Source organism: Curvibacter fontanus (assembly GCF_054780335.1).
Window position 1 is genome coordinate 22798 of the sequence record NZ_BAAGWN010000046.1, and the last position, 20242, is coordinate 43039.

20 protein-coding genes are annotated in these 20242 nt (G+C 65.3%); 4 read left to right on the forward strand and 16 right to left on the reverse strand.

What is annotated here, in order from left to right:
* Positions 1-46: 46 nt before the first annotated feature.
* Positions 47-1333 (forward strand): solute carrier family 23 protein, encoded by a 1287-nt coding sequence (locus ACYVH8_RS16310; protein ID WP_460489865.1) that lies wholly within the window; start codon positions 47-49, stop codon positions 1331-1333.
* Between the two features lie 49 nt (positions 1334-1382).
* Positions 1383-2549, forward strand: coding sequence for an ATP-binding protein (locus tag ACYVH8_RS16315; protein WP_460489866.1), 1167 nt, complete (start codon positions 1383-1385; stop codon positions 2547-2549).
* A 30-nt stretch (positions 2550-2579) separates the two neighbouring features.
* Here ACYVH8_RS16315 and ACYVH8_RS16320 read toward each other — a convergent pair whose 3' ends face one another.
* Together ACYVH8_RS16320 and ACYVH8_RS16325 are read right to left on the reverse strand one after the other, a co-directional pair.
* On the reverse strand, positions 2580-2882 hold the full coding sequence (locus ACYVH8_RS16320; RefSeq protein ID WP_460489867.1) for a hypothetical protein: 303 nt from the start codon (positions 2880-2882) through the stop codon (positions 2580-2582).
* 13 nt (positions 2883-2895) lie between these two features.
* Complete coding sequence (locus ACYVH8_RS16325; RefSeq protein ID WP_460489868.1) at positions 2896-3462, reverse strand: cob(I)yrinic acid a,c-diamide adenosyltransferase; 567 nt, start codon at positions 3460-3462, stop codon at positions 2896-2898.
* A 117-nt stretch (positions 3463-3579) separates the two neighbouring features.
* On the opposite strand from ACYVH8_RS16325, the gene ACYVH8_RS16330 reads away from it, so the two are divergent.
* Both ACYVH8_RS16330 and ACYVH8_RS16335 read left to right on the forward strand, forming a co-directional pair.
* Positions 3580-5007: an FAD-binding oxidoreductase gene (locus tag ACYVH8_RS16330; protein ID WP_460489869.1), complete on the forward strand. Its 1428-nt coding sequence runs from the start codon at positions 3580-3582 to the stop codon at positions 5005-5007.
* A 9-nt stretch (positions 5008-5016) separates the two neighbouring features.
* Positions 5017-8400, forward strand: coding sequence for a putative bifunctional diguanylate cyclase/phosphodiesterase (locus ACYVH8_RS16335; RefSeq protein WP_460489870.1), 3384 nt, complete (start codon positions 5017-5019; stop codon positions 8398-8400).
* Between the two features lie 12 nt (positions 8401-8412).
* On the opposite strand, the gene ACYVH8_RS16340 is transcribed toward ACYVH8_RS16335, so the two are convergent.
* From ACYVH8_RS16340 to mnmG, 14 genes are all read right to left on the reverse strand, one after another.
* A complete protein-coding gene (locus ACYVH8_RS16340; RefSeq protein ID WP_460489871.1) occupies positions 8413-8820 on the reverse strand; it encodes a hypothetical protein in 408 nt (135 codons plus the stop codon).
* Complete coding sequence (locus tag ACYVH8_RS16345; RefSeq protein WP_460489872.1) at positions 8813-9340, reverse strand: GAF domain-containing protein; 528 nt, start codon at positions 9338-9340, stop codon at positions 8813-8815. The genes ACYVH8_RS16340 and ACYVH8_RS16345 overlap by 8 nt, the downstream gene beginning before the upstream one ends.
* Positions 9341-9397: 57 nt before the next feature.
* Positions 9398-9640, reverse strand: a complete 243-nt coding sequence (locus ACYVH8_RS16350) for a hypothetical protein (RefSeq protein WP_460489873.1) — start codon at positions 9638-9640, stop codon at positions 9398-9400.
* Between the two features lie 218 nt (positions 9641-9858).
* Positions 9859-10695 (reverse strand): DMT family transporter, encoded by an 837-nt coding sequence (locus ACYVH8_RS16355; protein WP_460489874.1) that lies wholly within the window; start codon positions 10693-10695, stop codon positions 9859-9861.
* A gap of 10 nt (positions 10696-10705) precedes the next feature.
* Positions 10706-11911, reverse strand: a complete 1206-nt coding sequence (locus tag ACYVH8_RS16360) for a hypothetical protein (RefSeq protein ID WP_460489875.1) — start codon at positions 11909-11911, stop codon at positions 10706-10708.
* Positions 11912-12284: 373 nt separating this feature from the next.
* Complete coding sequence (locus ACYVH8_RS16365; RefSeq protein ID WP_460489876.1) at positions 12285-12860, reverse strand: PIN domain-containing protein; 576 nt, start codon at positions 12858-12860, stop codon at positions 12285-12287.
* The gene (locus tag ACYVH8_RS16370; protein WP_460489877.1) at positions 12861-13325 is read right to left on the reverse strand and encodes a helix-turn-helix domain-containing protein; all 465 of its coding nucleotides are present in this window, start codon (positions 13323-13325) and stop codon (positions 12861-12863) included. It lies immediately after the preceding gene.
* Between the two features lie 107 nt (positions 13326-13432).
* A complete protein-coding gene (locus ACYVH8_RS16375; RefSeq protein WP_460489878.1) occupies positions 13433-14164 on the reverse strand; it encodes a class I SAM-dependent methyltransferase in 732 nt (243 codons plus the stop codon).
* A gap of 88 nt (positions 14165-14252) precedes the next feature.
* A complete protein-coding gene (locus ACYVH8_RS16380; RefSeq protein WP_460489879.1) occupies positions 14253-15200 on the reverse strand; it encodes a ParB/RepB/Spo0J family partition protein in 948 nt (315 codons plus the stop codon).
* A 14-nt stretch (positions 15201-15214) separates the two neighbouring features.
* Complete coding sequence (locus ACYVH8_RS16385) at positions 15215-15775, reverse strand: RBBP9/YdeN family alpha/beta hydrolase (RefSeq protein WP_460489880.1); 561 nt, start codon at positions 15773-15775, stop codon at positions 15215-15217.
* A 39-nt stretch (positions 15776-15814) separates the two neighbouring features.
* Complete coding sequence (locus ACYVH8_RS16390; RefSeq protein WP_460489881.1) at positions 15815-16603, reverse strand: ParA family protein; 789 nt, start codon at positions 16601-16603, stop codon at positions 15815-15817.
* A gap of 115 nt (positions 16604-16718) precedes the next feature.
* On the reverse strand, positions 16719-17333 hold the full coding sequence (locus ACYVH8_RS16395) for a LysE family translocator (protein ID WP_460489882.1): 615 nt from the start codon (positions 17331-17333) through the stop codon (positions 16719-16721).
* A gap of 86 nt (positions 17334-17419) precedes the next feature.
* Positions 17420-18082, reverse strand: coding sequence for a 16S rRNA (guanine(527)-N(7))-methyltransferase RsmG (gene rsmG, locus ACYVH8_RS16400; RefSeq protein WP_460489883.1), 663 nt, complete (start codon positions 18080-18082; stop codon positions 17420-17422).
* Positions 18079-20082, reverse strand: coding sequence for a tRNA uridine-5-carboxymethylaminomethyl(34) synthesis enzyme MnmG (gene mnmG / locus ACYVH8_RS16405; RefSeq protein ID WP_460489884.1), 2004 nt, complete (start codon positions 20080-20082; stop codon positions 18079-18081). The genes rsmG and mnmG overlap by 4 nt, the downstream gene beginning before the upstream one ends.
* Positions 20083-20242 lie beyond the last annotated feature (160 nt).

Consider the following 20242-nt stretch of genomic DNA (forward strand, 5'->3'; position numbering starts at 1 on the left):
AAATGGCCTAGCATCGCAGGCACCCCAACATCCAGGAGACGCATCGATGAGCCTCTTTCAATGGACCGAGAAAAGCGCAGGCGTGCTGCAGCAGGGCGGGGTGATCGCCCCCGACGAACGCCTGCCCTGGCCGCAAACGGCCGTGATGGGCGTGCAGCACGTGATCGCCATGTTCGGCGCCACCGTGCTGGCCCCCATCCTCATGGGTTTCGATCCCAACATCGCCATCCTCATGAGCGGCATCGGCACCCTGATCTTCTTTTTCATCACCGGCGGCAAGGTGCCCAGCTACCTGGGTTCGAGCTTCGCCTTCATCGGCGTGGTGATCGCCGCCACGGCCTATGCCGGCCAGGGCACCAACGCCAACATCGGCCTGGCCCTGGGCGGCATCATCGCCTGCGGCGCGGTCTACACCCTGATCGGCGTCATCGTGCAGGCCATCGGCACCGGCTGGATCGAGCGCTTCATGCCCCCGGTAGTCACCGGCGCGGTGGTCGCGGTGATCGGCCTGAACCTGGCCGGCATCCCGGTCAAGAACATGGCCGCCGGCAACTTCGACGCCTGGATGCAGCTCGTCACCTTCGTTTGCGTGGGCCTGGTGGCTGTGCTCACCAAGGGCATGGTCCAGCGCCTGCTCATCCTCGTGGGCCTGATCGTCGCCAGCGTCATCTACGCTGTGCTCACCAACGGCCTGGGCCTGGGCAAGCCCATGGACCTGTCGGGGGTGCTGAACGCCGCCTGGTTCGGCTGGCCCAACTTCGCCGCGCCGGTGTTCGAAGCCAACGCCATGCTGCTGATCGCCCCCGTGGCCATCATCCTGGTGGCCGAGAACCTGGGCCACATCAAGGCCGTCACCGCCATGACCGGCCGTAACCTAGATGCCTATATGGGCCGGGCCTTCATCGGCGACGGCGTGGCCACCATGGTCAGCGGCGGCGCCGGCGGCACGGGCGTGACCACCTACGCCGAAAACATCGGCGTCATGGCGGCGACCAAGATCTACTCCACCGCCATCTTTTTCGTGGCCGCGCTGATCGCCATCCTGCTGGGCTTCTCGCCCAAGTTCGGCGCCGTGATCCAGGCCATCCCCCTGCCCGTCATGGGGGGCGTCTCCATCGTGGTCTTCGGCCTCATCGCCGTGGCCGGCGCCAAGATCTGGGTCGACAACAAGGTGGACTTCAGCGACAACAAGAACCTCATCGTCGCCGCCATCACCCTGGTGCTGGGCACGGGCGACTTCACGCTCAAGTTCGGCCAGTTCGCGCTGGGCGGCATCGGCACCGCCACCTTCGGCGCCATCCTGCTGTACGCGCTGCTCAACCGCAAGCGCTGAGCCTAGATCATCCTTGCAATTCATGGGGTGATACTCCATAATTGCAAGGATGTTTGAACGGCATCTTGACCCTCTCCTGCTCGACGAGCTGCAGCACAACCCGGCTGTGGCGCTGCTGGGGCCACGCCAGGTCGGCAAGACCACGCTGGCCCTGGAAGCGGCCCGCTCCCGCCCCAGCCTCTACCTGGATCTGGAGTCCGAACGCGACCGCGCCAAGCTGGCGCAACCCGAGCTTTATCTGGCCGGGCATCTGGACAAGCTGGTCATCCTGGACGAAGTGCATCGCACGCCCCAGCTGTTCCCCGTGCTGCGCGGCCTGATCGACCAGGCGCGCCGGCAGAAACGGCGCACCGGCCTGTACCTGCTGCTGGGCTCCGCCGCACTGGACTTGCTCAAGCAGTCGGGCGAAAGCCTGGCCGGCCGCATCGCCTACCTGGAACTCGGCCCCCTGCTCGTAATGGAAACCGGGGCCGAAGCGCAGGACCGTCTCTGGTTGCGCGGCGGCTTCCCTGAAAGTCTGCAGGCCCCCAGCGATGCACGCAGCCTGCGCTGGCGCCAGAACTTCATCCGCACCTACCTGGAGCGCGACATCCCCCAGTTCGGCCCGCGCATTGCGGCCGACACCCTGCGCCGCTTCTGGACCATGCTGGCCCACGCCCAGGGCAGCCTGCTCAACGTGGCCCAGCTCGCGCGCAATCTGGGCGTGGACGCCAAGACCGCGCACGCCTACCTCGACCTGCTCTGCGCCCTGCTGCTGGTGCGCCGCCTGCCGCCCTGGCACAACAACGCCGGCAAGCGCCTGGTCAAGTCACCCAAGGTCTATGTGCGCGACAGCGGCCTGGTGCACGCGCTGCTGGACATCGAAAACGTCGACGCCCTGCTGTCGCACATGGTCGTCGGCGCCAGCTGGGAAGGCTTTGTCATCGAGAACCTGCTGGCCAGCGCGACACCGCAAGCCCAGGGCTTTTTCTACCGCAGCAGCGCCGGCGCCGAAATCGATCTGCTGCTGCACTGGCCCGACGGCACCCTATGGGCCATCGAGATCAAGCGCAGCCTGGCACCCAGGCTGGAGCGCGGTTTTCACATCGCCTGTGACGATCTGAAGCCGCAGCGCAAGCTGGTGATCTACCCGGGCACCGAGCCCATACCTCTGGCCGCAGACATCACCGCCCTGCCCCTGGCCCGCGCCTGCTCAGAACTGGGCAACAAGCGCTGAACGGACCCGCCCCTGCTCCGGCAGGCTCTCTCATTCCCGCTCGCAGCGCCCCTGGGCATGGACCAGGCCGCGCAGATCACTCTGCCAGCTCAGGTTGGCCGTGTCGAAAGTGATGCGTTCGTTGTCCAGCGCTGTGTGGATCACCGTGCCGCTGACCGCAAAACGATGGGCCGGGGCCCCGTCGATCCACACGGCGCGCAGCTGCCGGCCGTCGTAGACGATCTCCACGCTGCGCACCCAGCTCGTGCGCGCCGGCAGATAGACCGCCTCGCAGCGGTAGCGCGCGCTGGCGCCGGCCGCGCTCACCGCCCAGGCCAGCAGCAGGCCCGCCACCAGCCCCAGGCGCTCAGCCCGGGGCCTGGCCCTGCAGGCGCTCGCTCTTCCAGTAGACATCGTCGCCGCCGTTCATGCGGTTGAGCACACGCGCCAGCACGAACATCAGGTCGGACAGGCGGTTCAGGTACTGGCGCGGGGCGTCCTTGATGGCTTCCTCCTGCCCCAGCGCCACCAGGGCGCGCTCGGCGCGGCGCGCCACGGTGCGGCAGACATGGGCCAGGGCCGCGGCGCGCGAGCCTGCGGGCAGGATGAACTCCTGCAGGCGCGGCAGCTGTTCGTTGTATTTCGCCAGCGCCTGGTCCAGGGCCAGCACCGCCTCGCCCTTGAGCAGCTCGTAGCCGGGTATGGACAGCTCGCCGCCCAGGTTGAAGAGCTGGTGCTGGATCTCCACCAGCAGTTCGCGCACGTCGGGGGGCAGCGCCTCGCAGAGCAGCAGACCGATGTTGGAATTGAGTTCGTCCACGTCCCCCATCGCGTGCACGCGCAGGTTGTTCTTGGAGACCCGCTGGTTGTCGCCCAGGCCGGTGGTGCCCTGGTCGCCGGTGCGGGTGGCAATTTGCGTGAGACGATTTCCCATGATGGCCGCCTTGGATCAGAATGTGGTCTTGCCGCGTTCCTTCGGGTTCGGGGCCGGATTCACCCCATTATTCCCCAGCCCCGGCGCTGGGGCCGCCCCCAGGGCACGGAGACCACCATGAACGCACCCGCCCACGCCAGCCAGTTGCAACCCGATGTCCATCTGCGCGAGGTGCCCTCGGCCCTGGTTGCGGCTCTCAAGGCCCGCTTCGGCGAGCGCTGCTCCACCGCCCTGGTGGTGCGCGAACAGCACGGCCGCGACGAATCGGCCTACACCAGCGTACCCCCGCCCTCGGCCGTGGTTTTTGCCGAAAGCACGGCCGACGTGGCCGAAGCCGTGCGCCTGGCCGGCCAGTACGAGGCGCCCGTCATCCCCTTCGGCGTGGGCTCCTCGCTCGAAGGCCATCTGCTGGCCGTCCAGGGCGGCATCAGCATCGACGTCAGCCGCATGAACAAGGTCCTGGCAGTCCATGCCGAAGACCTCACGGTGACCGTGCAACCCGGCGTGACGCGCAAGCAGCTCAATGACGAGATCAAGAACACGGGCCTGTTCTTCCCCATCGACCCGGGCGCCGACGCCAGCATCGGCGGCATGAGCGCCACCCGCGCCTCCGGCACCAACGCCGTGCGCTACGGCACCATGCGCGAGAACGTGCTGGCGCTGGAAGTGGTCACCGCCAGCGGCGACGTCATCCGCACCGGCACCCGCGCCAAGAAGTCTTCCGCCGGCTACGACCTCACGCGCCTTTTCGTGGGCAGCGAAGGCACGCTGGGTGTGATCACCGAAATCACCCTCAAGCTCTACCCCCTGCCCGAGGCCATCTCGGCCGCCATCTGCTCCTTCCCCAGCATCGAGGCCGCGGTACGCAGCACCATCCAGATCATCCAGATGGGCATTCCGATCGCGCGCGTGGAACTGATCGACGCCAACACCGTGCACGCCGTCAACGCCCATTCGAAGCTGAGCCTGCGCGAGGAGCCGCTGCTGCTCATGGAGTTCCACGGCTCACCCGCCGGCGTCAAGGAGCAGGCCGAGACCGTGCAGGAGATCGCCGGTGAGCATGGCGGCAACGCCTTCGAATGGGCCAGCACACCCGAAGAGCGCACCCGGCTGTGGAGCGCGCGCCACATGGCCTACTTCGCGGGCCTGCAGTCGCGCCCGGGCTGCCGCGCCATCACCACCGACGCCTGCGTGCCCATCTCGCAGCTGGCCACCGCCGTGCTCGAAAGCGTGGCCGAGGTCGAGGCCAGCGGCATCCCCTACTTCATGGTCGGCCACGTAGGCGACGGCAACTTCCACATGGGCTACCTGATAGACCCCGACAGCTCGGCTGAGCGCGCCACGGCCGAGCAGCTCAACCACCAGCTGGTGCAGCGCGCCTTGCGCCTGGGCGGCACCTGCACCGGCGAACACGGCGTGGGCCTGCACAAGATGGGCTTCCTGGTGGACGAGGCTGGCACCGGCGCGGTGGACATGATGCGCACCATCAAACGCGCGCTCGATCCCAAGAACATCATGAACCCCGGGAAAATCTTCGCGCTCTGACACGCCCGCATGAGCAGCCCCGAAGCCCCCCGTTCGCCGCCCGCCTCCTCGCGCCGGGCGGCCACCGTGGTGCTGGTCTACGCCTGCTTTGCGGCGCTGTGGATCCTGCTGTCGGACCAGGCGGTGGACTGGCTGTTCGGGGACCCCGGCCTGATCCTGCTGGCCAGTACCTTCAAGGACTGGGTCTTCGTGGCCGTGACCTCGGCCCTGCTGTACCTCATGCTGCGCCGTCAGCAGCCCGCCCCGGCGGCCCAGCCGCAGCTGTCGCGCGAGCGCCGCGGCCTGCCATTTGCCATCTTCGCCCTGCTGGCCGCCGCCGTGACGGCGCTGGTGGTGCTGGCCATCTGGAACAGCCTGCGCGAGGAGAAGGAGCGCGCCTATGCGCAGCTGCTGGCCATCTCGGAATCGAAGGCGCGCGAAATCTCGACCTGGCACACGGAGCGCCTGAGCGACGCCTCCTGGGCCAAGAACGCGCCCTATCTGCGCCAGCAGTGGCTGCTCTGGCGCGAGACCGGCAAGCCCGAGCATGGCCGCGAGCTGCAGCAGTTCCTGCAAACCTTCGTCAAGGACTCGGTGTTTCCGCGCATGGAGATCATCGATGCCCAGGGCCACCGGATCTTCGACAGCGAGGAGCCCGAGCTGATGCTGCGCCCCGCTGAAGCGACGCCCTTCGCCGATCCGACCCTGCACCTGGAGGTACTGCAGGCCCTGACCCTGGGTGAGCCCAAACGCGCCGGCCCCTGGCGCGACCCGCAGGGCCGTCTGCGCCTGGCCTTTGTAGGCCCGCTGGCAGCGGACTCCCACCACCCGGCCGCGCTGGTGTTGCACATCGACCCGCCCGATTACGTGCACCCGGCGCTGACCGACTGGCCGCTGCCGCAGAAAAGCGCCGAGACCTTCCTGTTCCGCCAGGACAACGACCAGTTGCTGTTCCTGAGCGACCTGCGCCACGAACGCGACGCCGCGCTGCGCAAGACCCTGCCCGCGGACGCGCCGCAACTGGCCGCGCGCGTGCTGCGCGGCGAGGTGCCGCCGGGCGAGCTGATCGAAGGCGTGGATTACCGCAACGTCCATGCCTATGCAGTGACGCAGCGCATCGGCGACACCGGCTGGTGGCTCATGGCCAAGCAGGACCGCGCCGAACTGCTGCAGAACGCCCTGGTGCGCAGCGCCTGGATGATGCTGGCCGGTGCCCTGGCCCTGCTGGCCCTGGGCGGTGCGCTGTACCTGCACAACGAGCGCCAGCGCCGCCTGCGCTCGCAGCACGACCTGGAGGAACTGCGGCGCATCGAGAAGACCCTGAGCGAGAGCGAGGCTCAGTACCGCCTGCTGGCTGAGAACAGCAGCGACGTGGTGTGGCTCTACGACATGGACGAAGACCGCTTCCTGTATGCCAGCCCCTCGGTCGAACGGCTCTTCGGCTACACACCCGCCGAAGTCACCGAGCTCGGTTTCTACGACATGATCCCGCCCGACGCGCACGAGGCGGCCCGGGAGCGCCTGCGCCTGCGGCGCCAGGCCGTCGAGGGCGGCGACGAGAACCAGCGCACGGTGACACGCGAGAACGTCAATGTGCACAAGGACGGCCACCGCGTGCAGGTGGAGGCCGTCAGCACCCTGCTGTCGGACGAACACGGCCAGGCCACGCGCATGCTGGGCGTCACGCGCGACATCACGCAGCGCAAGAAAGACCAGGCCCAGCTGTTGCAGCTCTCGCAGGCCATCGAGCAGAGCCCGGCCAGTGTCATCATCACCGGACTGGACGGCAACATCGAATACGTCAACCAGGCCTTCGTGGCAACCAGCGGCTACCAGCGCCACGAAGTGCTGGGCCACAGCCCGCGCCTGCTGAAATCCGGGCGCACGCCGCCCGAGGTCTACGCGTCCATGTGGTTCACGCTCAACGCCGGCCAGGCCTGGCACGGGGAGATGATCAACCGCCACAAGAGCGGGCGCGACTATGTGCAGAGCATGAACGTGGCGCCGGTGCGTGATGCGCAGGGCCAGGTCAGCCACTACCTGGCCGTGCAGCTGGACTTGACCGCGCAGAAGGACGCCGAGGAAAAAGCCCACCAGCTGGCCTGGTTCAACCCGCTCACCGGTTTGCCCAACCGCCACCGCCTGCTGGTGGACATCCAGGAAGTGCTGCAGGCCCATGCACGCACCCACCAGCAGTGCGCCCTGCTGCTGCTCAACCTCGACCGCTTCCAGACCGTGAACGACGCGCTGGGCCATGCGGCCGGTGACCAGCTGCTCAAGCAGGTCGGGCAACGCCTGGGCGGCCTGCTGCATGCCGACGACCGCCTGGCCCACCTGAGTGCCGACGAGTTCGCCATCCTGCTGCACGCCGGTGACGCCGACGGCGAAGGCGCCAGCGCCCTGGCCCTGCGGCTGGCCCAGACCTTGCAGGAGCGGCTGGACGCGCCCTTCGAGCTGGAACAGGGCGAAGCCCTCAACATCAGCTGCTGCGTGGGCATCACCCTGCTGCCCCAGGGCGAGGCCGACAACCCGGGCGACGTGCTGCGCCGCGCCGACACCGCGCTGCACCGCGCCAAGGACGGCGGCACCGGCCAGACCGCCTTCTTCGACGTGTCCATGGAGCAGCTCATCAGCCGCCGCTTCCTGATCGAGCGCGACCTGCGCCGCGGGCTGGCGGCCAACGAACTTCGCGTGTACCTGCAGCCCCAGGTCGATGCCCAGAGCCGCGTCATCGGCGCCGAGGCGCTGGTGCGCTGGCTGCACCCCGAGCAGGGCCTCATCGCACCGGGCAACTTCATCCCCATCGCCGAGGAAAGCGAACTCATCACCGAGCTGGGCCGCTGGGTGCTGCAGACCGTCTGCGCCCACCTGGGCGCGCTGCGCCGCGACGGCCTGCGCCTGCCCATCGCCGTCAACATCAGCCCGCGCCAGTTCCACCAGCCCGGTTTCGTGCACGTGGTGCAGGACATCCTGCAGTCCAGCGGCGCCTCACCCGACGACCTGGTGATCGAGATCACCGAGAACATCGTGATGGGCCAGATGGAGGTCGTGGTGCAGAAGATGTCGCACCTGACCAGCCTGGGCGTGAAGTTCTCGCTGGACGACTTCGGCACCGGCTACTCGTCCCTCGCCTACCTCAAGCGCCTGCCCATCCACGAACTCAAGATCGACCGCAGCTTCGTGCAGGACGCCCCCACCGACCCCAGCGACGCCGCCCTGGTGGAAGCCATCCTCTCGGTTGCGCGCCACATGCGCCTGAAGGTGGTGGCCGAAGGGGTGGAGACCATCGAGCAGGCCAACTTCCTCAATGCACGCGGCCAGGTCATCCAGCAGGGCTACCTGCACGGCCGCCCCGAACCGGCGGAAAGCCTGCTGGCGCGCTGGCGCCAACACCAGCAGGCCGGCAGGAGCTGAAAACGCCAGGGTTCAGGCCGCCCAGCCCTGGGTTGAACGCGCCGGCGCCATCGTGGCCATCGCGCCGAGGATCAGCTTGACCTTGAGGGGCTTGATGATGATGCGCTGCACGTTGAGCGCCGTGATGATTTCCGCGCGCCGGCGATCAGGCTCGTAGCACATCAAGGCCACGGGGCTGTCGTGCGCGGGCAGCAGCTCACCGGCCCGCAGCTTCTGCACCAGGGTCAGCACCTGGTCGTTGTCATCGTCGAGCGCCAGGATCAGGCCCTGGTAGCGGTGGCTGCGCGTCAGCGCCTCGGCGTTCTCGTAGCGGCTGGTTTCCGTGATGTCGACATCGAACAGCGAACGCGCGGCCGCCACCACGGTGCGGCGCAGCAGGTAGTCCGGCTCCAGCAGCAGGACCGAGCGCGTCTCAAGCATGGGCGCCTCCTGCACTCCCCGCCAAGTCCCCGTTCTCGCGCGACAGCAGTTCCTCCACGCACAGATCACGCAGCGTGCCCAGGATGGCGCGGTCCATCGTATCGAAGGTGCGCGGCTCGGAACCGTACACGCACAGCGTGCCGGCCACGTGACCCGAGGGCAGCACCAGCGGCGCCCCCGCATAAAAGACGATGGGGTCTGCCACCGTCACCCAGGGGTTGTCGTGAAAGCGCTCGTCCTTGCGCGCGTCTTCCACGATCAGGAAGTCATGGCTCGTGACCGCATGGCCACAGAAGGACGTGGCGCGGTCCGTCTCGCAGACGTCCACCCCCACACGCGCCTTGAACCACTGACGGTCCACGTCGACCAGGGTGATGGTGCCTCTGGGCAGATCGAACTCGCGCGTGGCGAATTCGATGATGCGGTCGAAACGCTGCTCGGGCGGCGTGTCCAGAATCAGCAACTGGCGCAGGGCGGCCAGGCGCTCCTTGTCGTTGGCGGGGATGGGTGCGGGAATCATGGTGAGGCATTGTGATTCAGCCTCAGAACCTGTGCAACGAAACGCGCCCAAACCCGCTCAGGGCAGGCGGCCATGCAGGCAGGTCCAGAGCGGCAAGGGACCATGGATGCGGCAGGAACCCGCCGTTTCGTCGCTGGTGTAGAGATAGCCCGTGGGTTCGCGCGCCTGCACACGCAGCCGGTAGGCCAGGCCGTCGCGGCGCTGCGTGTTGGGCGCGAACTCCACGGCATACAGGGCCCTGATGCCCAGCTGCGTGTCACCGGGTTTCAACTCGGAGGCCCGCTGGCGCAGCCTGTCCATGCAAGGGTCGGCGAAGAAGGACTGCTGCAGAACCTGCACCCTTCCCGATCTGCGCGTCCGTGGCGGGCGGTGGCGGCAGGCGGGTGGCGCAGCCCGCCAGCAAGACCACAGCCGCCAGCACCCCGGCGCTTGTTCTGCATGATTTGGTGACCATCACGAACACGCCCCTGTCTGCGATCCAGACCCCGCCTTATCGCGGAGCGGCCCTACCCTGTCAATCAGCGGTGCTGCCGGATCACCAGCGCAATGCCGCCCAGGATGGCGGCCGAGGCCAGCAGCAGGCGCAAGGTCAACGGCTCGCCCAGCCAGGCGATGCCGCCCATCGCCGCGATCACCGGCACGCTGAGCTGCAAGGTGGCCGCGCTCGTGGCCTTGAGGTGCGGCAGCCCGGTGTACCAGATGGCGTAACCCAGACCCGAGGTGATGGCACCGGAGGCAACTGCGTAAAGCGCGCCCGCCGTATCCACCTGCGCGCTGTTCATGAACAGCAGGCTCATGAACAGCGCCACCGGCACCGTGCGCACGAAGTTGCCCGCCGTCACCCGCGTGGGGTCGCCCGCGCCCCGGCCGCGCAAGGAGTACACGCTCCAGGCCAGGCCGGCCGTGACCATCAGCAGGGCCGCACCGAGCGGCGGTGCCGACAGCCCCGGCAAGAGCAGGCCCAACAGCCCCGCGAGCGCCAGCAGCAGGCCACCCCACTGCACGGTCGAGAAACGCTCGCCCTTGAACAGCCCCCAGCCGATCATGCCGGTCTGCACGGAACCGAAGAGCAGCAGTGCGCCGGTGCCGGCGGGCAGGCTGACGTAGGCAAAGGAGAAAGCCGCCGCGTAGGCGAACAGTGCGAGGGCCGAGGGCCAGCTGCCGCGGCCGGCAGCCTCTCGGCGTGTGAACTGCACCAGCAACCAGAGCGTCAGCGCGCCGGACACCATGCGGATGGTGGTGAAGCTGGCAGCGTCGATGGGGGTGTGCTGCAGGGCGGCGCGGCACAGCAGGGAGTTGCCGGCGAAGGCGAAGAGAGCCAGTGCAGTGATGGCGATCAAACGTATTGCCGACATAAGGCAAGTTTCATTTTTTGATTGCCTTTCCGATCTCCGAGATCAACTCCTTCACGAATTCTCCTTCTAGCGGATGATTGGCTGTGTGAGGATCTACCGTTTTCCCAAAATAAACTCGGGTCAGCTCCTCTCGAATTGCCACCTTCTTTTCTTCGGGCATCAGTTCAATAAATGGTCCGATAGACGCCAATTCCAGCTCTGTCTGTCGCGCACGATCTGCATTTGTTCTGTGTCTTGCTGATTCTCGTGCTGTGTACCAAGCGGGGGCTGTGATCGCCATCGCATACAGGAGACGGACCACGACCGACCATGCTGTTTCTGGTGTGAACGGTTGATCCCAGAACTTGTAGAAAGTAAAAGCAGCAACTGTGATGCCACCAATAAAGATCCCAACCGTTATCCTGCGCCAGATATTTGCCTGATCCGATTCTGAATTTGCAATCTGCTGGTAATTGCCGGTGACGCCAATGTTTCCGACAACCTGCACTATCCGAGCTGCCTGCGTCTTTTTTGCTTCAATGTCGGAGATCAGCGTTGTGCTCTCATTTTTTGATTTCTCCGCAAACTGTTTGAATTCATTGCGCAGTTCTGCCATCGCCGTGTCGAAGGCTGTGGCTCGCTCCGTCTCTTTCTGTGCGAACACTTGCTCAAGTTTTGCAACTGTTGCGGCTGCTTCTGCTCTTTCCTTAGCAGCACCTTCAACCAACCCTTCTAGACGAGTGGCTTGAGCATCTGTTAAGTTTGAAAGATTCTGCAGCTTCGCAGCGAGTTCATCACGCTGCGTGACCAGTTGGCGGACCGTTTCTTTAGATACATTTCCTTGGCTCTTCAGCAAACTTGCCAGCGAGTTTGGTGATAGCGTTTGGATCGCTGGAGTGAATCCCCAAAGATACGGCAGGACGTTCTGTTCGAACTGCTGTGCAGCATTGCTAATGTGGCCTGGGTTCTTGTTTCCGACAAAGCCATTCAGTTCGCTCAAGCTCGCCTGCAAATGTGTCTGCAACTGATTCAGCGCAGGAATGCTCGTTAACTCTGCAGGGGTGTTACGAAGCAGCAAATCAACTGCATTCGCCATCGCAAAAACCTTGTCGCGGGAAAATGCATACTGCTCGTTATCAGCGACTGTTGGGTCGGCAAATGCAGGCGATTTCTGTAGTTCAACTATCTGATTCAGCGTAGCTCGCGCTGGGTGATCGTTATAGGCAGGTATTGACAATTTGTCCTCCGCTTAGTTCTGATACCGATCTCAAGCAAGTCGGGTAGATCGGCTAGGGCTTTATAGCGGTTATCCGCACCAATGTCACCGCATTAAAGATTGACCAGCGAAGCAGGTTTGCATTGCTTATGCCGGTAAGCGATACAACACCCACACCGGCTTCCCCTGCGCCCTCTCCAGTTTGGCCACCGACGTCAGCCCCACCGCCTCGAACTCCAGACTCACCAGCCAGGCCCCTCGCTTGAGTTCTGCCTGTGACTTCGCTATCGCACGCGGCATGCTCTCGAGCCGCTAGAAGAGATAGACCAGGTCATAGCCCGGCCAGTCCGCCTTCCAGATATCGCCCCGCGCCACCTGCGCCCTGGGGATTTGTTTATATCAATTGAACAACGTCTCTCAGGTGCGCCGCCGTCTGCGCCAGGCCCCGCTTTTCCAGCAGATCGACCAGCTCCATCGCGCTGACCGGGGGTCTTTCCCAGCGCTGGCGCATGCCCTTGATGGCCATCAGTGCAATGGGCGCCCTGAGCATGATCTGGTTGAGAACGAACTCGTCCGGGGTCTGCACTTCTATGCCAAAAGGGTCCAGCAGCTCTGCTGGGAAGTCCTTCTCGTTCCAGGTGATGATGGCATCCGCATGCCCAGCGATGGCCGCGGCCAGGACATGGCGATCGTCCGGATCGGGAAGTTTCAGACCATCGATCAGGTGCTCATAGCCCATCACCAGGCAGTCCGGTATGGCCTGCTCCATCAACTCGGCGGCCAGCTGGATGTTCTGAGCCATGTGCGGCTTGTTTTTCTGAAGTGTTCGCGTCCACTCATCGCGTATGTGCGCTGTCCACTTCGCGCTGTAGAGATCGGCGTGCGCCAGGCTGAGCAGCAGGTCGCGCAGCAGCGCCGGATACAGCACATTGGCATCCAGAACGGCTGTGTAGCGCGCGCTGCCAGCCATTTATAGCTCTTCGCCCATCTCTTGAGAGAGCTTGCTCAGCTTTTTGAGCGCCTCTTCTGACTGCTGTTTCTGCGCTTTCTGGTAGCGCATCAGTTCTTCAAACTCGATTCTGCGATGCCGGTTCACGAGTCTGCATGTCAATCGTTTGGCCTCGATCTCCTTGATGACGAACGGGCGGGAAACGTTGAGGAATGCAGCCGCCTCCTGGGTGGTCAACTCATGTTTTTGCGGCAACAAAACCATGGGCTCGCGCTTGGCCATCTGGCTGAGCACATCCGCGAAAAATCGCAGCGCACGTGGCGGCAGCTGGAGCACGGGTGCAACGCCTTTCCCGCCATCCAGCTCGATCGTGACCTTGATCGTTTCAGCTTTTGAATGGTCCAGGGCTGCAATAAGGCAGGCGCGTGCTGCGCCGGCCATCTCTGCTTCGGCTTCGCTGGCTGGGTCAAGTATCTGTTGTGTCATTTGGGCGCTCCTGCTTTGCCGTCTCAGATCGGGAAGCTCTCCGGCCTTCCTTTGGCGAAATATACGCATTATTCGCATTATTCGCAACGTACTTACGCTTTACCCCATCATGTCGGCCGATACACCCACACCGGCTTCCCCTGCGTCCCCTCCAGCTTCGCCACCGCTGTTAACCCCAGCGCCTCGAACTCCAGACTCACCAGCCAGGCCCCGGGCTTGAGTTCCGCCCTCGCCTTCTCGATGGCGCGCGGCATGCTCTCCGGCCGCTGGAAGAGATAGACCAGGTCGTAGCCCGACCAGTCGGCCTTCCAGATATCGCCCCGCTCCACCCGCGCCCAGGGGCAACGGCGCGCGCAGAGCCAGCGCAGGGGCCAGCTCCATTCGATGCCGTGCAGTTCGGCCAGGGGGTAGGCCTGCCGTAAAGCGTCGAGGCCGTGACCCAGGCCGCAACCCGCGTCCAGCACCTTGGCGCCCGGCTCCAGCGGCGCAACGCCCGGCAGTTCGTTGAGCGCATTAACAGGCGTGGGAAACAGCGGCGCGTCACGCCAGGCATTGAGCGGGTAAATCAGTGCGAGCAGTGCGAGCGGCAGCAGCCAGCCCCAGGCCGGCAGCGTGAGGCCGCCGGCGAGCAGGAGTGAAAGCGGGAAGCCGAAGCCGATCAACAGGCGGCGCCACCAGCTGCCGCCCTGCAGGCTGAGGAAGACACCGAGCAGTGTGGAGGCGGCCAGCGCGTCGGTGGTCGAGAGACCGGCGCGCAAGAGCAGCGAAAGGGCCAGCCAGCACAGGCCCCAGCTCAGCAGGGCCGGCAGGGGCCAGACCAGGCGCTGAAGAAAGTTCATGGTATGCGCACGGGGGTTTCGACAGGCTCAACCCGAACGGTGAGGTGAGTCTGGTTTGCCATGCCGGCCCGGCCTGAAGGGCTTGATTTCAGCTGCCGTTGCCGCCGGTGCGACGCAGCCGGTCGATCAGGCCGTTGAGCTCGTCGAGTGAGCCGAACTGGATGCTGAGCTCGCCCAACTCTTCCACGCGGCCGTGGCGCTTGACGCGTTTTTTCACACGCACCTCCACTTCGGCGGTGAGCAGGTCCGACAGCTCTTCTTCCACGCGCTTCAAGTCGCGTGATTTTTCCTTGCCGGGTTTCTGCGGTGTCAGCGAGAACTCGGCGCTGAGTTTCTTGACCAGGTTCTCGGCCTCGCGCACCGACATCTTCCTGGCGGTGATCTGGTTGGCGGCGGTGATCTGCGTGGCGCGGTCCAGCGCGAGCAGCGCGCGGGCGTGGCCCATGTCGATGTCGCCGGCCATCAGCAGGGTCTGCACGGGTTCGGCCAGGTTCAGCAGGCGCAGCAGGTTGCTGGCGGCGCTGCGCGAGCGGCCCACGGCCTGCGCGGCCTGTTCGTGCGTCAAACCAAATTCACGGATGAGTCTTTGCAGACCCTGGGCTTCTTCCAGCGGGTTCAGGTCTTCGCGCTGGATGTTCTCGATGAGCGCCATGGCGGCGGCGGCCTCGTTGGGCACGTCGCGCACGAGCACGGGCACGCTGTCCAGGCCGGCCAGTTTGGCGGCGCGGAAACGGCGCTCACCCGCGATGATTTCGTGTTTGCCGGCGTTGGGGCCGTCGGTGAGCTTGCGCACCAAGATCGGTTGCATGATGCCCTGGGCCTTGATGGACTCGGCGAGTTCATACAAGGCGCCTTCGTCCATGCGGGTGCGGGGCTGGTACATGCCGGGCACCATGTCTTCGAGCTTGAGGCTGCCCGTGCCCTGGTTTTCACGCGCCTCGCTCATCGCCGCCACTTCGGCGCGGGTGTCGTCGACCTTGGGGCCCAGCAGGGCTTCGAGTCCGCGGCCCAGGCCCTTGGGTTTTTTGCTAACCATATTGATCTGCTCTTTCAGTTCACAGTGTTGGATACGGGCAGCGCCATGAGGCGCTGCAGCAGCGCATAACCCGCAGGCCAGTCGCCCAGTTTGGAATCGGCGTTGATGTGGCCGGCCTGGCCGGCGTCCACGAGTTCGGCGCCCCAGTCGGCTGCGAGGCCCGAGGCCATGTCGTAGCTGCAACGCGGGTCGTTGCGGCTGGCGACGAGAATGCTGGGGAAGGGCAGGCCCTGGCGCTCGATCGGCCACCAGCTCGGCAGGATGGAACGCACTTCGTCGCGCGCCACGTCGCCGGGAGCAACAAGCAAGGCGCCCTTGATGCGGTGCGCGTTGCGTGTGTGTGCGGCCCAGGCCGCGACGAGGATGACGCCCAGGCTGTGGGCCACGAGCACGGCGGGTTCGGTGCGGCCGAGCACGGCTTCTTCGAGCTGGATCTGCCAGTCGCCGCGCAGGGGGCGCTCCCAGTCGTGCTGCTGCACGCGCACGTAGCCGTGCGTGTCCTCCCAGCGGCTCTGCCAGTGGCCGGCGCCGGAGTCATGCCAACCCGGGAGAATCAGGACGTTGGAGGCTTTCATGCTATTGTTTTGATAGCTCGTGTGGCGTGTGGCCCTGACTCACTTCATCTGCTGGAGACGGGCCACCATCTCTTCGGCGAAGGCGATGAAGGACTGCGCGCCCTTGGACGAGGGATCGAAGACCACGCCGGGCAGGCCGTAGCTCGGCGCCTCGGCGAGGCGCACATTGCGCGGGATCACGGCGTCGAACACCTTGTCGCCGAAGTGGGCCTTGAGTTGATCGCTGACCTGCGCCTGCAGCGTGACGCGCGGGTCGAACATGACGCGCAGCAGGCCGATGATCTCCAGGTCCGCGTTGAGGTTGGCGTGCACCTGCTTGATGGTGTTCACAAGATCGGTCAGGCCCTCGAGCGCAAAGTACTCGCACTGCATGGGCACGATGACGCCGTGCGCGCTGCACAGGCCATTGAGCGTGAGCATGGACAGGCTGGGCGGGCAGTCGATGAGCACGAAGTCATACTCGCCGGCCACCTTGGCCAGCGCTTCCTTGAGACGCTTCTCGCGCCGCTCCACATCCACGAGTTCCACCTCGGCACCTGCGAGTTCGCGGTTGGCGCCCAGGATGTCGTAGCTGCAACCGCCTTCGATGAGCTTGTCGCTTTTGACGCGCGCCTCGGCGATGGTGGCCGATTCGAGCAGCACGTCGTAGAGCGTGTACTGGAGCTGGCGCTTGTCCACGCCCGAACCCATGGTGGCATTGCCCTGGGGATCCAGGTCCACCATGAGCACGCGCTGCCCCACCCTGGCCAGACCCGCGGCGAGGTTGACGGTTGTGGTCGTCTTGCCCACGCCACCTTTCTGGTTGGCCACGCAGAAAATTTTCGCCATCAGGTCGTCCCCTGTTTATGTAGTGAGTCAGTTGATGCCGGGCCGTCCCAAGGCAACTGCGGCCCCCTCGGGGGGCAGCGCAGCACACGAAGTGACAAGCGGGGGGGCCACATGCTTAGCGGGTGAAAGCAAGACGCAAGCCGAAGCCGATGAGGCAAAGGCCGGCAATTTTCTCCAGCACACGGCCGAACAGCGGGTTGGCGCGCAGACGGTCGGCGAGAAAGTGCGTGAGCAGGGTCATGCCCAGACCGTAGAGAAAAGTCAGAAAGGCGATCGTCACGGCCATGAAGCCGAAGGTGAACAGGCCCTGGTGGGTGGCCGGATCGACGAAGAGCGGGAAGAAGGCCAGGTAGAACATGATGGCCTTGGGGTTGAGCAGGGTAATGACCATGGCCTGGCGCAGGTAGTGGCCGGCCTTGATATTGAGCACGGGCGCCGCGCCCGGCTCGGCCATCAGCATCTTGATGCCCAGAAAGGCAAGGTAAACCGCCCCGCACCACTGCAGCAAATTGAAAGCGGTCGGGTAAGTGAGGAGCAGCGCGGCCACACCAGCCACCGCAGCCCACATCAAGACCTGGTCACCCAGGATGACGCCCAGGGTGGCGGCCAGTCCGCCACGCACCCCGCCCTTGCTGGTGGAGGTGATCAGCGCCAGATTGCCGGGGCCCGGGATCAGCAGAAAAAGGATGACGGTAGCGACAAAAGCGCCGTAATCGGCAACACCAAACATGGGGGATTTTTCGGAGACAGAAGCCCGCAGTGTAAGTCAGCTTGTCGCCGGTTCCGGCCCGGCGGAGGCCTGAATTACCCGTGGTTTCAGTTGGCCGGGCGTAGCCAGGCGATGCAGCGCTCGGCCCCCAGCCCCGGAACGGTCAGTTGTTCCACGTGAAACACCGCCGCACTGGCCGGCAACTGGGCGATTTCATCCGCCGGGTGCTTGCCTTTCATGGCCATCCAGATCCCGGCCGGGGCCAGGGCGCTGCGGGACCAGTGGGTGAAGTCGACCAGGGAGGCGAATGCGCGGGAACTGACCACGTCGTAGTGATCGTCCAGATTTTCCACCCGGGCGTGCAGGCCCTTGAGGTTGGAAAGCTTCAGGGTCAGGGCTGCCTGCTGGATAAAGGTGGCTTTTTTAGCCACCGTGTCCACACAACTGACAGCGATGTCCGGACAGCAGATGGCGATGACCACGCCGGGCAGGCCGGCGCCGGCGCCCACATCGAGCAGACGGAAGCCCTGCCCGTCCACCGGCTGGCGGCTGACCAGTTGCTGCCGCAAGGGCCGGATGACGGCCAGGCTGTCGAGCAGATGGTGGGTCAGCATCTCGGCCGGGTCACGCACGGCCGTCAGGTTGTAAACCCTGGTCCACTTCTGGATCAGGGCCAGGTAGTCCAGCAGCTGGGTGATCTGGGCGAGGCTCAAGTCCAGGCCGAGTTCGGCCACGCCCTGTTTCAGGGCCGTCGAGAGATCCTGGCTCATACCGCCTCGACCACTTCGGTCTTGGCAAAGCCGCGGAAGCCGCCTTTTTTGAGGTGGATCAGCAGCAGGGAGATGCTGGCGGGCGTGATGCCGGAGATGCGGGAAGCCTGGCCCAGGGTTTCCGGACGATGTTTTTGCAACTTCTGCCGGGCCTCGATGGACAGGGCCGCGACCTGCAGATAGTCCAGGTCCACCGGCAGCTTGAGGTTTTCGTAATGGGCGGCGCGCTCCACTTCGTCCTTCTGGCGGTCGATGTAGCCCGAATACTTGGCGGCGATCTCCAGCTGCTCGACCACGGTGTCGTAGAGCTCGCCCAGGGTTTCACGTGAAACATCCACCCCGGCCGGCGCAGCCGGATCGGGATTCACCGGTGACTTGGCGTACTTGCCGCCGTCCAGGGACATGAGACCGGCGTAGCTCACATCGGGCCGGCGCAGCAGGTCAAACAGGTGGTACTCGTGCTCGATGGTCGTGCCCAACACCCGCTCGGCCTCGGCCGCGGACAGGATGTGGGGGTTGATCCAGGTGGCCTTGAGGCGCTCGGTTTCACGTGAAACAGCGTCCCGCTTGCGGCAGAAAGCGTCCCAGCGGGCGTCGTCCACCAAGCCTAGCTGGCGGCCGGTTTCGGTCAGGCGCAGGTCGGCGTTGTCTTCGCGCAGCTGCAGGCGGAACTCGGCCCGGCTGGTGAACATGCGGTAGGGCTCGGTCACGCCCTGAGTCGTCAGGTCGTCGACCAGCACGCCCAGATAGGCTTCGTCGCGGCGCGGTTGCCAGGCTTCGGCGCCCCGGCATTGCAGGGCGGCGTTGATGCCGGCGTACAGGCCCTGGGCTGCCGCCTCTTCGTAGCCGGTGGTGCCGTTGATCTGGCCGGCGAAGAAAAGGCCCTGGATTTGTTTGGTCTCGAAGCTGCCCTTGAGCGAGCGCGGGTCGAAGTAGTCGTACTCGATGGCGTAACCCGGGCGCAGGATGTGGGCGTTCTCCAGCCCCTTCATGCTCCGGACCAGCTCGTACTGGATGTCGAAGGGCAGGCTGGTGGAGATGCCGTTGGGGTAGACCTCGTGGGTCGTCAGGCCTTCGGGCTCCAGGAAGATCTGGTGGCTGTCCTTGTCCGCAAAACGGTTGATCTTGTCTTCCACGCTGGGACAGTAGCGCGGCCCCACGCCCTCGATCTTGCCCGTGAACATGGGGCTGCGGTCGAAGCCGGAGCGGATGATCTCGTGCGTGCGCTCGTTGGTGTGGGTGATCCAGCAGGGCATCTGCTCCGGATGCATGGAGGCCTTGCCCATGAAACTGAACACGGGCACGCCCTGCCCTTCGTTCAAACCGCCGGGCACACCGTCACCCGGTTGCTCGGTGCATTGCGAGAAGTCGATGCTGCGGCCGTCGATGCGCGGCGGGGTGCCGGTCTTCAGACGGGCCTGCGGCAGCTTGAGTTCCTTGAGCCGGGCGGAGAGGCTGACAGCCGGCGGATCACCCGCGCGGCCGGCCGCGTAGTTGTTCAGGCCCACGTGGATCTTGCCGTCCAGGAAGGTGCCGGCGGTCAGCACCACGGTGCGACTGCGGAACTTGATGCCGACCTGGGTCACGGCGCCGACCACCCGGTCACCCTCCACCATCAGGTCGTCCACGGCCTGCTGGAACAGCCAGAGATTGGGCTGGTTCTCCAGGCGGCGGCGGATGGCCGCTTTATAAAGAATGCGGTCGGCCTGGGCGCGGGTGGCGCGCACGGCCGGGCCCTTGGAGCTGTTGAGGATGCGGAACTGGATGCCGCCTTCGTCCGTGGCGATGGCCATGGCCCCGCCCAGTGCGTCCACCTCCTTGACCAGGTGGCCCTTGCCGATGCCCCCGATGGAGGGGTTGCAGCTCATCTGACCCAGGGTCTCGATGTTGTGTGTCAGCAGCAGGGTCCTGGCGCCCATGCGCGCGGACGCCAGCGCGGCTTCCGTGCCGGCATGGCCGCCGCCGACGACGATGACATCGAATTCTTGTGGGTAGAGCATGGAAAATCCGGGAAAGTGAGCGCGTCCTGCGCCGGCGGCCAGCCCCCAGCGGGGCACCGAAGCCCTGATTTTAGCCGCTCCCGGCGATTTTGGCGACAATCAGGGACATCAACCCGGCCCTGCACCGCATACAACGGTCGACGGCAGCTACAAACTTCAT

Excerpts from the sequence above, each read along its gene's own strand:
- ACYVH8_RS16350 (WP_460489873.1), bottom strand. The coding sequence starts at position 9,640 with ATGGACAGGCTGCGCCAGCGGGCCTCCGAGTTGAAACCCGGTGACACG.
- mnmG (WP_460489884.1), bottom strand. The coding sequence starts at position 20,082 with ATGCTCTACCCACAAGAATTCGATGTCATCGTCGTCGGCGGCGGCCAT.
- ACYVH8_RS16375 (WP_460489878.1), bottom strand. The coding sequence starts at position 14,164 with ATGAACTTTCTTCAGCGCCTGGTCTGGCCCCTGCCGGCCCTGCTGAGC.
- ACYVH8_RS16380 (WP_460489879.1), bottom strand. The coding sequence starts at position 15,200 with ATGGTTAGCAAAAAACCCAAGGGCCTGGGCCGCGGACTCGAAGCCCTG.
- ACYVH8_RS16310 (WP_460489865.1), top strand. The coding sequence starts at position 47 with ATGAGCCTCTTTCAATGGACCGAGAAAAGCGCAGGCGTGCTGCAGCAG.
- ACYVH8_RS16395 (WP_460489882.1), bottom strand. The coding sequence starts at position 17,333 with ATGTTTGGTGTTGCCGATTACGGCGCTTTTGTCGCTACCGTCATCCTT.
- ACYVH8_RS16385 (WP_460489880.1), bottom strand. The coding sequence starts at position 15,775 with ATGAAAGCCTCCAACGTCCTGATTCTCCCGGGTTGGCATGACTCCGGC.
- ACYVH8_RS16325 (WP_460489868.1), bottom strand. The coding sequence starts at position 3,462 with ATGGGAAATCGTCTCACGCAAATTGCCACCCGCACCGGCGACCAGGGC.
- rsmG (WP_460489883.1), bottom strand. The coding sequence starts at position 18,082 with ATGAGCCAGGATCTCTCGACGGCCCTGAAACAGGGCGTGGCCGAACTC.
- ACYVH8_RS16370 (WP_460489877.1), bottom strand. The coding sequence starts at position 13,325 with ATGACACAACAGATACTTGACCCAGCCAGCGAAGCCGAAGCAGAGATG.
- ACYVH8_RS16390 (WP_460489881.1), bottom strand. The coding sequence starts at position 16,603 with ATGGCGAAAATTTTCTGCGTGGCCAACCAGAAAGGTGGCGTGGGCAAG.
- ACYVH8_RS16330 (WP_460489869.1), top strand. The coding sequence starts at position 3,580 with ATGAACGCACCCGCCCACGCCAGCCAGTTGCAACCCGATGTCCATCTG.
- ACYVH8_RS16365 (WP_460489876.1), bottom strand. The coding sequence starts at position 12,860 with ATGGCTGGCAGCGCGCGCTACACAGCCGTTCTGGATGCCAATGTGCTG.
- ACYVH8_RS16340 (WP_460489871.1), bottom strand. The coding sequence starts at position 8,820 with ATGCTTGAGACGCGCTCGGTCCTGCTGCTGGAGCCGGACTACCTGCTG.
- ACYVH8_RS16355 (WP_460489874.1), bottom strand. The coding sequence starts at position 10,695 with ATGTCGGCAATACGTTTGATCGCCATCACTGCACTGGCTCTCTTCGCC.
- ACYVH8_RS16315 (WP_460489866.1), top strand. The coding sequence starts at position 1,383 with ATGTTTGAACGGCATCTTGACCCTCTCCTGCTCGACGAGCTGCAGCAC.
- ACYVH8_RS16335 (WP_460489870.1), top strand. The coding sequence starts at position 5,017 with ATGAGCAGCCCCGAAGCCCCCCGTTCGCCGCCCGCCTCCTCGCGCCGG.
- ACYVH8_RS16345 (WP_460489872.1), bottom strand. The coding sequence starts at position 9,340 with ATGATTCCCGCACCCATCCCCGCCAACGACAAGGAGCGCCTGGCCGCC.